This window comes from Pseudomonas sp. 382 (assembly GCF_002759075.1).
GTDB classification, from domain to species: Bacteria; Pseudomonadota; Gammaproteobacteria; order Pseudomonadales; family Pseudomonadaceae; genus Aquipseudomonas; species Aquipseudomonas vlassakiae.
In genome coordinates, this window is the sequence record NZ_PEMX01000039.1 from 1 (window position 1) to 12,803 (window position 12,803).

Annotated in this window: 14 protein-coding genes and 1 pseudogene; 6 read left to right on the plus strand and 9 right to left on the minus strand. The window is 61.2% G+C overall.

Translation table 11 applies throughout. The features are described from left to right. A pseudogene (locus CQW31_RS26900) lies at nt 1-126 on the minus strand (IS5/IS1182 family transposase); the annotation flags it as partial. 42 nt (nt 127-168) lie between these two features. Here CQW31_RS26900 and CQW31_RS32280 point away from each other — a divergent pair. The 4 genes from CQW31_RS32280 to CQW31_RS26920 all read left to right on the plus strand — a co-directional run bounded on the left by CQW31_RS32280 (nt 169) and on the right by CQW31_RS26920 (nt 1,584). Further along, the gene (locus CQW31_RS32280; protein WP_349306186.1) at nt 169-402 is read left to right on the plus strand and encodes an S-type pyocin; all 234 of its coding nucleotides are present in this window, start codon (nt 169-171) and stop codon (nt 400-402) included. Then, nucleotides 396-662 (plus strand): bacteriocin immunity protein, encoded by a 267-nt coding sequence (locus CQW31_RS26910; protein WP_099815825.1) that lies wholly within the window; start codon nt 396-398, stop codon nt 660-662. Before CQW31_RS32280 ends, CQW31_RS26910 begins: the two co-directional genes overlap by 7 nt. Continuing rightward, entirely contained in the window at nt 659-841 is a 183-nt protein-coding gene (locus CQW31_RS26915) for a hypothetical protein (protein ID WP_099815826.1), read from the plus strand. Before CQW31_RS26910 ends, CQW31_RS26915 begins: the two co-directional genes overlap by 4 nt. Before the next feature lie 62 nt (nt 842-903). Next, nucleotides 904-1,584, plus strand: a complete 681-nt coding sequence (locus CQW31_RS26920) for an RES family NAD+ phosphorylase (RefSeq protein ID WP_099815827.1) — start codon at nt 904-906, stop codon at nt 1,582-1,584. A gap of 32 nt (nt 1,585-1,616) precedes the next feature. On the opposite strand, the gene CQW31_RS26925 is transcribed toward CQW31_RS26920, so the two are convergent. The 4 genes from CQW31_RS26925 to CQW31_RS26940 all read right to left on the minus strand — a co-directional run bounded on the left by CQW31_RS26925 (nt 1,617) and on the right by CQW31_RS26940 (nt 6,223). Further along, on the minus strand, nt 1,617-2,249 hold the full coding sequence (locus CQW31_RS26925) for a hypothetical protein (RefSeq protein WP_178075592.1): 633 nt from the start codon (nt 2,247-2,249) through the stop codon (nt 1,617-1,619). 155 nt (nt 2,250-2,404) lie between these two features. Beyond that, nucleotides 2,405-4,306 carry a sulfate adenylyltransferase subunit CysN gene (cysN, locus tag CQW31_RS26930; protein WP_099815828.1) on the minus strand — a complete coding sequence of 634 codons (1,902 nt, stop codon included), beginning with the start codon at nt 4,304-4,306 and terminating at the stop codon, nt 2,405-2,407. A gap of 16 nt (nt 4,307-4,322) precedes the next feature. Then, nucleotides 4,323-5,240: a sulfate adenylyltransferase subunit CysD gene (gene cysD / locus CQW31_RS26935; protein ID WP_054884652.1), complete on the minus strand. Its 918-nt coding sequence runs from the start codon at nt 5,238-5,240 to the stop codon at nt 4,323-4,325. A 224-nt stretch (nt 5,241-5,464) separates the two neighbouring features. Next, nucleotides 5,465-6,223: a Nif3-like dinuclear metal center hexameric protein gene (locus CQW31_RS26940; protein WP_099815829.1), complete on the minus strand. Its 759-nt coding sequence runs from the start codon at nt 6,221-6,223 to the stop codon at nt 5,465-5,467. 167 nt (nt 6,224-6,390) lie between these two features. Between CQW31_RS26940 and algW the strand changes: the two genes are divergently transcribed. Then, on the plus strand, nt 6,391-7,551 hold the full coding sequence (gene algW, locus CQW31_RS26945; RefSeq protein WP_099815830.1) for a Do family serine endopeptidase AlgW: 1,161 nt from the start codon (nt 6,391-6,393) through the stop codon (nt 7,549-7,551). A gap of 44 nt (nt 7,552-7,595) precedes the next feature. On the opposite strand, the gene CQW31_RS26950 is transcribed toward algW, so the two are convergent. The 4 genes from CQW31_RS26950 to CQW31_RS26965 form a co-directional block, all read right to left on the minus strand. Beyond that, nucleotides 7,596-8,360, minus strand: a complete 765-nt coding sequence (locus CQW31_RS26950; protein ID WP_027918029.1) for an amino acid ABC transporter ATP-binding protein — start codon at nt 8,358-8,360, stop codon at nt 7,596-7,598. 10 nt (nt 8,361-8,370) lie between these two features. After that, on the minus strand, nt 8,371-9,468 hold the full coding sequence (locus CQW31_RS26955) for an amino acid ABC transporter permease (protein WP_054884655.1): 1,098 nt from the start codon (nt 9,466-9,468) through the stop codon (nt 8,371-8,373). 10 nt (nt 9,469-9,478) lie between these two features. Next, nucleotides 9,479-10,657 carry an amino acid ABC transporter permease gene (locus tag CQW31_RS26960; protein ID WP_054884656.1) on the minus strand — a complete coding sequence of 393 codons (1,179 nt, stop codon included), beginning with the start codon at nt 10,655-10,657 and terminating at the stop codon, nt 9,479-9,481. A gap of 67 nt (nt 10,658-10,724) precedes the next feature. Then, nucleotides 10,725-11,753, minus strand: a complete 1,029-nt coding sequence (locus CQW31_RS26965; RefSeq protein WP_054884657.1) for an amino acid ABC transporter substrate-binding protein — start codon at nt 11,751-11,753, stop codon at nt 10,725-10,727. Nucleotides 11,754-12,084: 331 nt separating this feature from the next. On the opposite strand from CQW31_RS26965, the gene CQW31_RS26970 reads away from it, so the two are divergent. After that, a complete protein-coding gene (locus CQW31_RS26970; protein WP_054884658.1) occupies nt 12,085-12,741 on the plus strand; it encodes an alpha/beta hydrolase in 657 nt (218 codons plus the stop codon). Nucleotides 12,742-12,803 lie beyond the last annotated feature (62 nt).

Sequence of the window (12,803 nt, forward strand, 5' to 3'; positions counted from 1 at the left end):
GATGACGGGTTGCATTCGATATTGGTCGCAGTAGCGGCGTAGCGCTTCTGCGTCGTAGCCCTTGTCGGCAAGCAGCCATTTGCAGCGCTTGCGCGGGCGGCCACATTGGCTCGATGGAATGCTGACCAAACCTTCGCCAGCTTCGATGACTTCGCCCAGTCCTTCTGGATGGCCCTCGCCGAGGATCCGGTCTACTCCCACCAATTCGTCACCTCGCAACTCAACCGCATCAAGCAAGGCTGGCCACTCCGCGCGCCTTTCTGCGAGACGGCCAATGGCGTGCGCAACTATCAGATCTGCCACCTCGACCCGCCCACCATGGGCGGTGCGATGTACGACGCCAAGAACCTGCGGATCATGAGTGCCCTGCAGTACGCGCTGTCTTCGGAGGTGGAATGGTGATCAGTCAAAAGCACAGCCTCGCCGACTACACCTGCGCAGAATTCCGAGGCGTGGTCGATGAACTGCTCCAGGCAACCGGAACTTCAGCCTGGCAGGATCAATTATTGGAGCACTTTATCGACATGGCCGAACACCCGGATGGCTCCGACCTCCTCTACTACACGGCAAACGAGCTGGAGGGCTGCGCCGTGGGCGTGATTGCACGTATCATCGCTTGGCGAAAATCAAAGGGACTTCCCCTGTTCAAGGACGTGCAATGAACAAGTCTGTATGGATATTGATGCTGCTTCTATCCGGATGCGCCGACGGAAGAATCCTCATCCTGCCTAATCTGCAGGACCAGAAGTTCGCCTGCGACATGGATCCTTACAAGCAAGGTTGCGAACGCCATAGTGACTATGACCGGCACTACAAGTCGCTCGAGAAAAAAAAGGGCTAGTTAGCATATGCCGTTCATTCAGCGCTACCTGCGCCATCACCGCGATTGCTCGGAGGTGCCTCATGGGCGGTATAGCGATAAACCCGGATAACACTATCTCCGGGCAAGTGCTGGAAACTCTGAACAACTACCCCGAACTACTGCGCCAAAAACCCCCCGGTACTGTGCTGCACCGCGTTCAGCCCTCCCGTTACGATGCCAACCCCGTCCACTATCGCGCCGACTATCGCGCCGACTCCGACACACGCTATGCCGATCCCGCCAGACAGATCGGGGTCTACTCTCTCGGTTTCACCGCGGAAGTTGCCGTAGCCGAATCTTTCCAACCTGGACAGGGCATCGACGACCAGTCCGTTAGCCTCTGGCGACTTAAGCAAGCGTCCCTCCATCGGCTCAAGGCAGCACGCGTATTGAACCTGGTCGACGTCGCCGCGCTGGCAAACAGAGCCACTCACCATAAAGTACGAGATATCGTGCAGGCCAGGGGAGAAGGGCGAGAGGGATACGCACTCACCCAAAAATCCAGCCAGGCATGCATGGATATCCGAAAGGTCGACGGCCTGCTCTACCCATCAGCGGTCTATATGGTGACCGGGTCGATGCAGGGGTGCAACCTTGTCTTGTTCGAAGGCCGTGAGTGCCAAGTCGATGTGGTAAGCCACCAGCTTGTAATGGAACCCCTGCTATCGAATGGCGAGACAGCAGCGGAGTTCCTGGAGAGCTTGGGTGTAGTCCTGGAGTAAGGAACAAGGCGGGCCTCTCATGAGGCCCGTTCTCACTGCCCTGTCATCAGCGCATTCCGGTAATCACGCTTGATGATATCCAGAGCTGCTGGATCATCCAGCACTTCGAATCGGGGCAATACGTTGCCAGGTTCGCCTGGGTCCGAATAATCCATCCTGCCGACCAGATGCTGAACAAGCGTGTTCATGGCTTCGGTATCAGCGGGGTCGACATCAAGCGACCTGATCAATGCTTCAATAATCAACCTTGGCTTGTTTTCGACAAACTGAAACGAAGGGTAGAACTTTCTGCGGTTGCCCGTATTGGTATACGCCAAAAGTTTACCCGCCTTGGTCTTCTGACTCAGCGCTTGCTTGGTAATGCCCAGGATTTCGCAGGCTGCTTTGGCATCGAGCAGTTCACATCGGCTGTCTACCCGTTCAAAGGCACGTGCCTTCATCCTGGCCACAGCTTCCTGATTGCGCGTTGCAATACTGCGCTTGGCTTCAACTTCGACCTTGGCGAGCGCAGCAAAGGCCTTCTCGTCCGCAAGCGCCACGGCTTTTAGCACTACCGCCGCCGACGCTCGCGCAAGATGTTCCTCGAAGCGCTCCCGCAATGCAGCCTTGGCGGCCTCGATATGAGCGAGCGCAGGATGAATGGCATCATGGGTGACCACACTCATGGTTCCTCCGCGGGGCCTGAATAGCCCCTGTGCCCATAGGCTAGGGCGCCGCACCACATATGTCAACTTGTCAATTAGTCTATATGTAAAGCTTGTACTCACTTCACAGATACAAAAAACCCCGCCGAAGCGGGGCTTTTAACAAGTAGCAATACTTAGATCGCGCCACGCTGCCGCAGCACATCCAGCACCTGCTTCACACCTTCTTCAACACTGGTGTTCTGGGTATCGATCACCAGGTCAGCATCCAGCGGCACATCGAACGGGAAGCTTTCGCCCGGGATGTTGTCGCCACCGGCCGCATACAGGCCCTGCGGATCACGCTCGCGGCACGCCAGCGGCGAGGCCTGAACGTAAACGGTCACCAGGCGGTCCTTGCCGATCAGCGCCTTGGCCTGTTCACGGCCTTCGGCATCCGGGGCGACGAACGCCGCCAGGGTCAGCAGGCCGGCTTCGTTGAACTGGCGCGCCACATGGGCTGCGCGGCGCCAGTTCTCGGTGCGGCCGGCGCGGTCCTGTGGCAGGCCCTTGTTCAGGTCGTGGCGCAGGTTCTGGCCATCGAGCACGTATACCGCACGGCCCATGTCGAACAGCTTGCGCTCGACGGCATAGGCCAGGGTGCTCTTGCCAGCACCGGAAAGGCCGCTGAACAACACGGTGGCGGGCTGCTGGCCGAAACGCAGGGCGCGCTCTTCGGTGGCTACGTGAGCGAGCTTGCCATGCTGGCCAGCACCGCCGTGCGGCAGGACCGGCGGCGCGATGATCATGCCGGCGCCGACGGTGCCGTTGGTCAGGCGGTCGATGACGATGAACGCGCCGGTGGTGCGGTTGCTGTCGTAACCGTCCAGGGCGATCGAGGCGTCCAGGGCGACCTTGACGCGGCCGATCTCGTTCAGCTGCAACGCGCTGGCAGCGCCATGCTCCAGGGTGTTCACATCGACCTTGTGGGTGATGCTGGCAATCGAGCCCGGCACATAGCTGGTGGCGCGCTTGATGTCGTACTTCTTGCCCGGGAGCATCGGCTCCTCGGCCATCCACACCAGCATGGCGTCGAACTGGTCGGTAACTGGCGGCACGTTATCGGCGTGCACCAGCAAGTCGCCACGGGAGATGTCGATCTCGTCTTCCATGGTCAAGGTCACGGCCTGGCCTGGGCCGGCGTTCTCCAGTTCACCTTCGTAGGTGACGATGGACTTGACCCGGCTGCTCTTGCCCGACGGCAGCACGACCACTTCGTCACCCTTGTGCACCACGCCGCTGGCGATGGTGCCGGCGAAGCCGCGGAAGTTCAGGTTCGGGCGGTTGACGTACTGCACCGGGAAGCGCAGGTCGGTGAAGTTGCGATCGGCCGACACTTCGACGGTTTCGAGGATTTCCATCAGGGTCGGGCCGGCGTACCAAGGCGATTGCTCGCTGTGGTTGACCACGTTGTCGCCCTTGAGCGCCGACATCGGCACGAAGTGCAGGCTGCTCGGCTTCAGGTTGATGGCATCGGCGAACTTCAGGTAGTCGGCCTTGATCGACTCGAACACGCCTTCGTCGAAGCCTTTGAGGTCCATCTTGTTGACTGCGACCACGATGTGCTTGATGCCCAGCAAGGATGCGATGTAGCTGTGACGACGGGTCTGGGTCTGCACGCCGTAGCGGGCATCGACCAGGATGATCGCCAGGTCGCAGGTGGACGCGCCGGTGGCCATGTTGCGGGTGTACTGCTCGTGGCCCGGGGTGTCGGCGATGATGAACTTGCGCTTGGCGGTCGAGAAGTAGCGATAGGCGACATCGATGGTGATGCCCTGCTCGCGCTCGGCCTGCAAGCCGTCTACCAGCAGCGCCAGGTCGACTTCTTCGCCGGTGGTGCCAACTTTCTTCGAATCACGGGTGATGGCCTCGAGGTGGTCCTCGTAGATCATCTTCGAGTCGTGCAGCAGGCGCCCGATCAGGGTGCTCTTGCCGTCATCCACGTTACCGCAGGTGAGGAAACGCAGCAGTTCTTTACGCTCGTGCTGAGCCAGATAAGCGAGGATATCTTCGCTGATCAAATCGGATTGGTGCGACATGGAGTGACCCTGAAAATTAGAAGTAGCCCTGACGTTTCTTGTCTTCCATGGAACCGGCGCCATCGTGGTCGATGACTCGGCCCTGGCGCTCGGAAGTGCGCGTCAGGAGCATTTCCTGAATGATGTCGGTGAGCGTTTCGGCTTCCGACTCGACAGCGCCCGTCAGCGGGTAGCAGCCGAGGGTACGGAAACGCACCTTCTTCTTGACGATGCGCGCCTTTTCTTCCTCGGAAAGGTGCTCGAGGATGCGATCGTCGTCGATCATGATCAGGGTGCCGTTCTTTTCGATGACTTCACGCTCAGCGGCGAAGTACAGCGGCACGATCGGGATGCCTTCGAGGTAGATGTACTGCCAGATGTCCAGCTCGGTCCAGTTCGACAGCGGGAAGACGCGGATCGACTCGCCCTTGTTGACCTTGCCGTTGTAGACGTTCCACAGTTCCGGGCGCTGGTTCTTCGGGTCCCAGCGGTGCTTGCTGTCACGGAACGAATACACGCGCTCCTTGGCCCGGGATTTCTCTTCGTCGCGGCGCGCGCCACCGAAGGCGGCGTCGAAACCATGCTTGTCCAGCGCCTGCTTGAGGCCCTGGGTCTTCATGATATCGGTGTGCTTGGAGCTGCCATGGGTGAACGGGTTGATGCCCTGCGCCACACCCTCAGGGTTGACGTGGGTGATCAACTCCAGGCCCATTTCCTCGACCATCTTGTCGCGGAAGCGGTACATCTCCTGGAATTTCCACTGGGTGTCGACGTGCATCACCGGGAACGGCAGCTTGCCCGGGAAGAAGGCCTTGCGCGCCAGGTGCAGCATCACGGCGGAATCCTTGCCGATCGAGTACAGCATCACCGGGTTGTCGAACTCGGCGGCCACCTCGCGGATGATGTGGATGCTTTCCGCCTCCAGCTGTTTCAAGTGCGTCAGTTTGTCGACCATGGCTACTCACGAAAAACGATCTTATGGACGGCCTGCGGGCCGTGTTCGAGCGAGCCACTTTATCACAGCGGCTGCTTCTATTTAGGAGGCGGGCTAGATCGAAAAAGTCTAACGATATGACTGCGGGTTTGGGCCTGGCAGGCCCGACCCTTTCGCGGGTAAACCCACAGGCCCGGCGCGATCCTGTGGGAGCGGGTTCACCCGCGAAGCAGGCGACACCGATGTCAGACAGGATTCGGGCAATCGATGAACAGGTGCTCCAGGGCGAAGCGCCGCGCCAGGTAATCACCCAGCGCCTGCACCCCATAGCGCTCGGTAGCATGGTGCCCGGCAGCAATGAAGCTGACGCCATTCTCGCGGGCGCTGTGATAGGTCTGTTCGGACGCCTCGCCCGTGAGGTACAGGTCAACTCCCGCAGCAATCGCCGTGTCGATGTAGCCCTGCCCGCCCCCGGTGCACCAGCCCACCCTGCGGATCATCGCGTCACCTTCTACCAGCAATGGCTCACGCCCGAGCACTTCCTGCACCCGGCGGGCAAAATCGCGCGCGGTCACCGGTTCCGCCAGCGAACCGACAAGCCCGACCACCTTGGGGTTTTCCGGGTCCAGCGGGCCTTCGACAGTGACGTCCAGTTGCCGCGCCAGCTGCACGTTGTTGCCAACTTCAGGGTGCACATCCAGCGGCAGGTGAAACGCCAGCAGGCTGATGTCGTGCTTGAGCAGGGTCTTCAGCCGGCGTTGTCGGATCCCGGTCACGCAGGGGTTCTCGCCCTTCCAGAAGTAACCATGGTGCACCAGGATCAGGTCGGCCTCGGCTTCGACCGCGGCATCCAGCAAGGCCTGGCTGGCGGTGACGCCGCTGACGATGCGGCTGACCTGCGGCCGGCCCTCGACTTGCAGGCCATTGGGGCAATAGTCCTGGATCTTCGCGCTGCCCAGGTAGCGTTCGGCTTCCTCGACCAGGGTGTTGAGAGCGACGGCCATGAAAATCTCCTCGAAATCTGCGCTTTTCACGGGCGCAACGCCTGCAGAACGCCCGTATAATGCCGGCCATTATGGGCCGTCGCCGGCATCGGGGGAACCGGTGTATGATCGCGCGCGCTCATGCCCCATTGCGTGGCCACCGGCCCCCGCTCTTTCAGGACTCGTTCATGTTCAAGGCGTTGCGTTACTTTGGCTGGCCCCTGCTTACCGGTATTCTGATCGCCGTACTGATCATCCAGCGCTACCCGGAGTGGGTCGGCCTGCCCAGCCAGGACGTCAACCTGCAGCAAGCTCCACAAACCACGCGGATCATGCAGGGCCCGGTGTCCTACGCCGACGCCGTGACCCTCGCCGCCCCGGCCGTGGTCAACCTGTACACCACCAAGGTGGTGAACAAGACCGCCCACCCGCTGTTCGAGGACCCGCAGTTCCGCCGCTTCTTCGGCGACAACCTGCCCAAGCAGCGCCGCTGGGAGTCGAGCCTGGGCTCGGCGGTGATCATGAGCCCCGAGGGCTACCTGCTCACCAACAACCACGTCACCAGCGGCGCCGACCAGATCGTCGTGGCCCTGAAAGACGGCCGTGAAACCCTGGCACGGGTGATCGGCAGCGACCCGGAAACCGACCTGGCGGTGCTGAAGATCGACCTGAAGAACCTGCCAGCCATCACCATCGGCCGCTCCGACAACATCCACATCGGTGATGTGGTACTGGCCATCGGCAACCCGTTCGGCGTTGGCCAGACCGTGACCATGGGCATCATCAGTGCCACCGGCCGCAACCAGCTGGGCCTGAACAACTACGAAGACTTCATCCAGACCGACGCGGCAATCAACCCGGGCAACTCCGGCGGTGCACTGGTCGACGCCAATGGCAACCTGGTCGGCATCAACACCGCGATTTTCTCCAAGTCCGGCGGTTCCCAGGGCATCGGCTTCGCCATTCCGATCAAACTGGCACTGGAGGTGATGAAGTCGATCGTCGAGCATGGCCAGGTGATCCGTGGCTGGCTGGGCATCGAAGTGCAGCCGTTGAGCCAGGAGCTGGCTGAATCGTTCGGCATGCAGGGCCGTCCGGGCATCGTGGTGGCCGGGATCTTCCGCGACGGCCCGGCGCAGAAGGCCGGGCTGCAGCTGGGCGACGTGATCCTGAGCATCAACGGTGAACCGGCCGGTGACGGGCGCAAGTCGATGAACCAGGTAGCGCGGATCAAGCCGACCGAGAAGATCACCATCGAGGTGATGCGCAATGGTCAGCAGCTCAAGCTGATTGCCGAGGTGGGGCTACGACCACCACCGGCGCCGAGCCCGGCGAAGGAAGAGAACTGAAAAAAAGGGGCCGCATGCGCGGCCCCTTTTTTTCACTGCGCGTATCAGTGCAGGATCTGGCTGAGGAACAGTTTGGTCCGGTCACTGCGCGGGCGGTCGAAGAAGTCATCCGGCGCCGCCTGCTCGACGATTTCCCCTTTGTCCATGAAGATCACCCGGTTCGCCACGGTGCGGGCAAAGCCCATTTCGTGGGTCACACAGAGCATGGTCATGCCGTCCTCGGCCAGGCCGACCATGGTGTCGAGCACTTCCTTGACCATTTCCGGGTCCAGCGCCGAGGTCGGCTCGTCGAACAGCATGATCTTCGGCTTCATGCACAGCGCCCGGGCAATCGCCACACGCTGCTGCTGGCCACCGGAGAGCTGCCCTGGGAACTTGTGCGCCTGCTCCGGAATGCGTACCCGCTCAAGGTAGTGCATGGCGATTTCCTCGGCCTTGCGCCGTGGCATCTTGCGCACCCACATCGGTGCCAAGGTGCAGTTTTCCAGAATGCTCAGGTGCGGGAACAGGTTGAAGTGCTGGAAGACCATGCCCACCTCTCGGCGGATCGCTTCGATCTGCTTGAGGTCGTTGGTCAGTTCCACGCCATCGACCACGATGCGGCCCTGCTGGTGTTCCTCCAGGCGGTTGAGGCAGCGGATGGTGGTCGACTTGCCCGAGCCGGATGGCCCGCACAGGACGATGCGCTCGCCCTGGCGCACGTTCAGGTTGATGTCCTTGAGCACATGGAACTGGCCGTACCACTTGTTCACGCCCTGCATCTGGATGATGCCTTCGGGGCCGGCAGGCTGCTTGATCGCTTCACTCATTTCGAAACTCCTAACGCTTGTGGCCAGTGTCCAGCTTGCGCTCCAGGTGCATGGAGTAGCGGGACATACCGAAACAGAAAATCCAGAACACCAGGGCGGCAAACACGTAGCCCTCGGTGGCCATGCCCAGCCAGGCCGGGTCAGCGGCGGCTTGCTTGACGCTGTTGAGCAGGTCGAACAGGCCGATGATGATCACCAGGCTGGTGTCCTTGAACAGGGCGATGAAGGTGTTGACGATACCGGGGATCACCAGCTTGAGCGCCTGCGGCAGAATCACCAGGCCCATCGAGCGCCAGTAGCCCAGGCCCATGGCAGCGGCGGCTTCGTACTGGCCCTTGGGGATAGCCTGCAGGCCACCACGGACCACTTCGGCGACATAGGCCGACTGGAACAGGATCACCCCGATCATCGCTCGCAGCAGCTTGTCGAAGCTCATGCCTTCCGGCAGGAACAACGGCAGCATCACCGACGACATGAACAGCACGGTGATCAGCGGCACGCCACGCCAGAACTCGATGAAGGTCACGCAGACCACCTTCACCGCCGGCATCCGCGAGCGCCGGCCAAGGGCGAGCAGGATGCCCAGTGGCAAGGCGCCGACGATCCCCACGGTAGCGATCACCAGGGTCAGCATCAGGCCGCCCCACTGGCTGGTGGCGACATTGCTCAGGCCCAGCACGCCGCCATGCAGCAAGGTGTAGGCGATGATCGGATACAGCACCAGAAAGCCCAGGCCGTAGAAGGCCTTGCGCGGGAAACGCTTGATGAACAGCGGTGCCGCACCGAGCACCGCCAGCCACACGGTGAGGTCGACACGCCAGCGCAGCTCGGCCGGGTAGTAGCCGTACATGAACTGGCCGAAGCGCTGCTGCACGAACACCCAGCAGGCGCCCGACCGGGTGCAGTCAGCGCGGGTAGTGCCGACCCAGTTGGCGTCGATCAACGCCCATTGCACCAACGGTGGCACGATCAGCCACACCAGGTACACGGCGAACACGGTCAGCAGGGTGTTGAGCCAGCTGGAGAACAGGTTTGCACGCATCCATGCGAGCACGCCGACGGTTTTCACCGGTGGCGGCATGTCGGGTTTGAAAACATGAGCATTCACGGGCGTATCCTCACCGCTCGATCAGCGCGATGCGCTTGTTGTACCAGTTCATCAGCAGCGAAATGCTGATGCTGATGGCGAGATAGACACTCATGGTGATGGCGATCACCTCGATGGCCTGGCCGGTCTGGTTGAGCACGGTACCGGCGAACAGCGAGACCATCTCGGGGTAACCGATACCGGCCGCCAGTGACGAGTTCTTCGCCAGGTTCAGGTATTGGCTGGTCAGCGGCGGAATGATCACCCGCAGTGCCTGGGGGATGATCACCTTGCGCAGGGTCGGGCCGTCGCGAAGGCCAAGCGAGTGGGCCGCTTCGGTCTGGCCGTGGCTCACCGAACGAATGCCGGAACGCACGATCTCGGCAATGAACGCCGCCGTGTAGATGGTCAACGCCAGGGTCAGCGCCAGCAGCTCAGGGATCAACACCCAGCCGCCGACAAAGTTGAAGCCTTTGAGCTGCGGTACCTCCCAATGCACCGGGCTGCCGAACAGCAGCGCGCAGGCACCTGGAATGGCGATGAGCAGCGCCAGCCCCACCCAGAACTTGTGGAACGGCTCGCCGGTTGCGTCGAAGCGCCTGTTGGCATAACGCACCATCAGCACGATTGCCACCAGTGCCAGCACCAGGGCGACCACGAACGGCCAGAAGCCTTCGGCCATCGAGGCACCGGGCATGTTCAGGCCCCGATTGCTGATGAAGAAGGCATCGTTGATGTTGATGCTGCCCCTTGGCCCCGGCAGGGTCAGGAACACCGCGAAGTACCAGAACAGGATCTGCAGCAGCGGCGGAATGTTGCGGAAGGTTTCCACATAAACGGTCGCCAGCTTGTTGATCATCCAGTTCGGCGACAGCCGCGCCACGCCGATGATGAAGCCAAGGAGGGTCGCCAGGATCACGCCGATGAACGTCACCAGCAAGGTGTTGAGCAAGCCGATGACGAATACCCGCGCATAGCTGTCGGATTCCACGTAGGGAATCAGGTGCTGGGCGATGCCGAAGCCAGCGCTACGTTCGAGGAAGTCGAAGCCCGAGGTGATACCCCGGTGTTGCAGGTTGGTTTGCGTATTGTGAAACAGGTACCAGCCCAGGCCCACCACGAAAGCGATCGTGAGAACCTGGAACAGCCACGCGCGCACTCGTGGATCACTCAGGGTCAAGCCCTTCCGTGCGCCGATATGATTTTGCATGAAGTGCCCCGGACATTAGGGATTCGAACAGCCCGCGGCGGCAACACGCCGCCGCAGGGTGCAACCATCAGCGCACGGGTGGCGCGTACTGGATGCCGCCGTTGTTCCACAGAGCGTTCAGGCCACGGTCGATCTCCAGCGGTGTGCTCTTGCCCAGGTTCTTCTCGAACACTTCGCCGTAGTTGCCGACCTGCTTGACGATCTGCACTACCCAGTCCTTGGGCAGCTTCAGGTCCTTGCCATATTCACCGTCTGCGCCCAGAAGGCGGGCAACGTCCGGGTTCTTGGTGGACTTGGCCTCGGCCTCGACGTTCTTCGAGGTGATGCCGGCCTCTTCGGCGTTGAGCATGGCGAACAAGGTCCACTTGACGATGCTGAACCAGTCTTCGTCGCCTTTGCGCACTACCGGGCCCAGGGGTTCCTTGGAGATGGTTTCCGGCAGCACCACGTAATCTTTGGGCGATGCCAGCTTGGAGCGCTGGGCGAACAGCTGCGACTTGTCCGAGGTCAGCACGTCGCAACGACCGGATTCCAGCGACTTGGCGCTTTCGTCGGAGGTGTCGAAGGTGATCGGGGTGTACTTCAGCCCGTTGGCGCGGAAGTAGTCCGAAACGTTCAGTTCGGTGGTGGTACCGGCCTGGATGCAGATGGTCGCACCGTCGAGTTCCTTGGCGCTGGAAACGCCGAGCTTTTTATTGACCAGGAAGCCGACGCCGTCGTAGTAGGTCACGCCCGCGAACACCAGGCCCATGCCGGCATCGCGCGAGCTGGTCCAGGTGGTGTTGCGCGACAGCACGTCGACTTCGCCCGACTGCAGCGCGGTGAAGCGTTCCTTGGCGTTGAGCTGGCTGAACTTGACCTTGGTCGCGTCGCCGAACACGGCGGCGGCCACGGCGCGGCAGACATCGGCGTCGATACCGACGATCTTGCCCTGCGTATCAGGTACCGAGAAGCCTGGAAGACCGTCGCTCACGCCACACTGGACGAAGCCCTTCTTCTTTACCGCATCGAGCGTGGCGCCGGCCTGGGCGGTGCTCACGGCGCCCAGTGCAGCGGCAGCGGTCAGGACTGCCAGGGTGGTTTTCAACATCTTCATTCACAACCTCCAAATCGCTCTTGTTGTACGAGCCGGAATTGCACCGCACCCTTATGAGGCGCATCCGACCCTTGTTGGCTTGTTATTGGGTCAATTGGCGCAATGGGCTGTTCTGTGACAGCCTTCGCGTGCAGAGGGTGTTACCGTCACGGCCCGCCCTTTGCATCGTATGAAGAAGTGCAAAGCGCGTACCAGATTTGCTGGCTGGAGCGTTTAAGCGCTCGTCAAGTAGGGAAAGTTGTATCGTTGCGACATTCTTTTTCCGACAATCAATTGCAGCGCCTTCTTTTCACGCACGGCCTAATAACATCCGCACTCTTTCGGAGCAGTCATGACCAACCCGTTGATTCTCGAACCCCAGAAAACCGCTGACGCCTGTGTGATCTGGTTGCACGGTTTGGGTGCCGACCGTTACGACTTCCTACCAGTGGCCGAATTCATGCAGGAACGGCTGACCAGCACCCGCTTCGTCATGCCGCAGGCGCCGACCCGCCCGGTGACCATCAACGGCGGCTACGCCATGCCCAGCTGGTATGACATCAAGGCCATGACCCCGGCCCGCGCCATCGACGAAGCACAGCTGGAAGAATCGGCCGAGCAGATCATCGGCCTGATCAAGGCCGAGCAGGCCAAGGGCATCAACCTGTCGCGGATCTTCCTCGCCGGCTTCTCCCAAGGTGGCGCGGTGGTGCTGCACACTGCCTATATAAAGTGGCAGGAAGCGTTGGGCGGAGTGATCGCCCTGTCGACCTACGCCCCGACCTTCTCCGACAGCCATCAGCTGAGCGCTTGTCAGCAACGCACCCCGGCCCTCTGCCTGCATGGCGTGCACGACCCGGTAGTGATTCCGTCCATGGGCCGTACCGCGTTCGAATACCTCAATACCTGGGGCGTCGCCGCACGCTGGCACGAATACCCGATGGAGCACGAGGTGGTGGTCGAGGAACTGAGCGATATCCACGACTGGCTGAGCAAGCAATTGCAATAAGCCTCAGCTTCTGTAGTTGTGGGAGTTTTCCGCTACGCCGCGCCCAAATCTTGCTTTACACT

Bases quoted from the DNA above. Each gene is read 5' to 3' on its own strand.
- CQW31_RS32280 (WP_349306186.1), top strand. From the start codon at position 169: ATGGCCCTCGCCGAGGATCCGGTCTACTCCCACCAATTCGTCACCTCG.
- CQW31_RS26910 (WP_099815825.1), top strand. From the start codon at position 396: ATGGTGATCAGTCAAAAGCACAGCCTCGCCGACTACACCTGCGCAGAA.
- CQW31_RS26915 (WP_099815826.1), top strand. From the start codon at position 659: ATGAACAAGTCTGTATGGATATTGATGCTGCTTCTATCCGGATGCGCC.
- CQW31_RS26920 (WP_099815827.1), top strand. From the start codon at position 904: ATGGGCGGTATAGCGATAAACCCGGATAACACTATCTCCGGGCAAGTG.
- CQW31_RS26925 (WP_178075592.1), bottom strand. From the start codon at position 2,249: ATGAGTGTGGTCACCCATGATGCCATTCATCCTGCGCTCGCTCATATC.
- cysN (WP_099815828.1), bottom strand. From the start codon at position 4,306: ATGTCGCACCAATCCGATTTGATCAGCGAAGATATCCTCGCTTATCTG.
- cysD (WP_054884652.1), bottom strand. From the start codon at position 5,240: ATGGTCGACAAACTGACGCACTTGAAACAGCTGGAGGCGGAAAGCATC.
- CQW31_RS26940 (WP_099815829.1), bottom strand. From the start codon at position 6,223: ATGGCCGTCGCTCTCAACACCCTGGTCGAGGAAGCCGAACGCTACCTG.
- algW (WP_099815830.1), top strand. From the start codon at position 6,391: ATGTTCAAGGCGTTGCGTTACTTTGGCTGGCCCCTGCTTACCGGTATT.
- CQW31_RS26950 (WP_027918029.1), bottom strand. From the start codon at position 8,360: ATGAGTGAAGCGATCAAGCAGCCTGCCGGCCCCGAAGGCATCATCCAG.
- CQW31_RS26960 (WP_054884656.1), bottom strand. From the start codon at position 10,657: ATGCAAAATCATATCGGCGCACGGAAGGGCTTGACCCTGAGTGATCCA.
- CQW31_RS26965 (WP_054884657.1), bottom strand. From the start codon at position 11,753: ATGAAGATGTTGAAAACCACCCTGGCAGTCCTGACCGCTGCCGCTGCA.
- CQW31_RS26970 (WP_054884658.1), top strand. From the start codon at position 12,085: ATGACCAACCCGTTGATTCTCGAACCCCAGAAAACCGCTGACGCCTGT.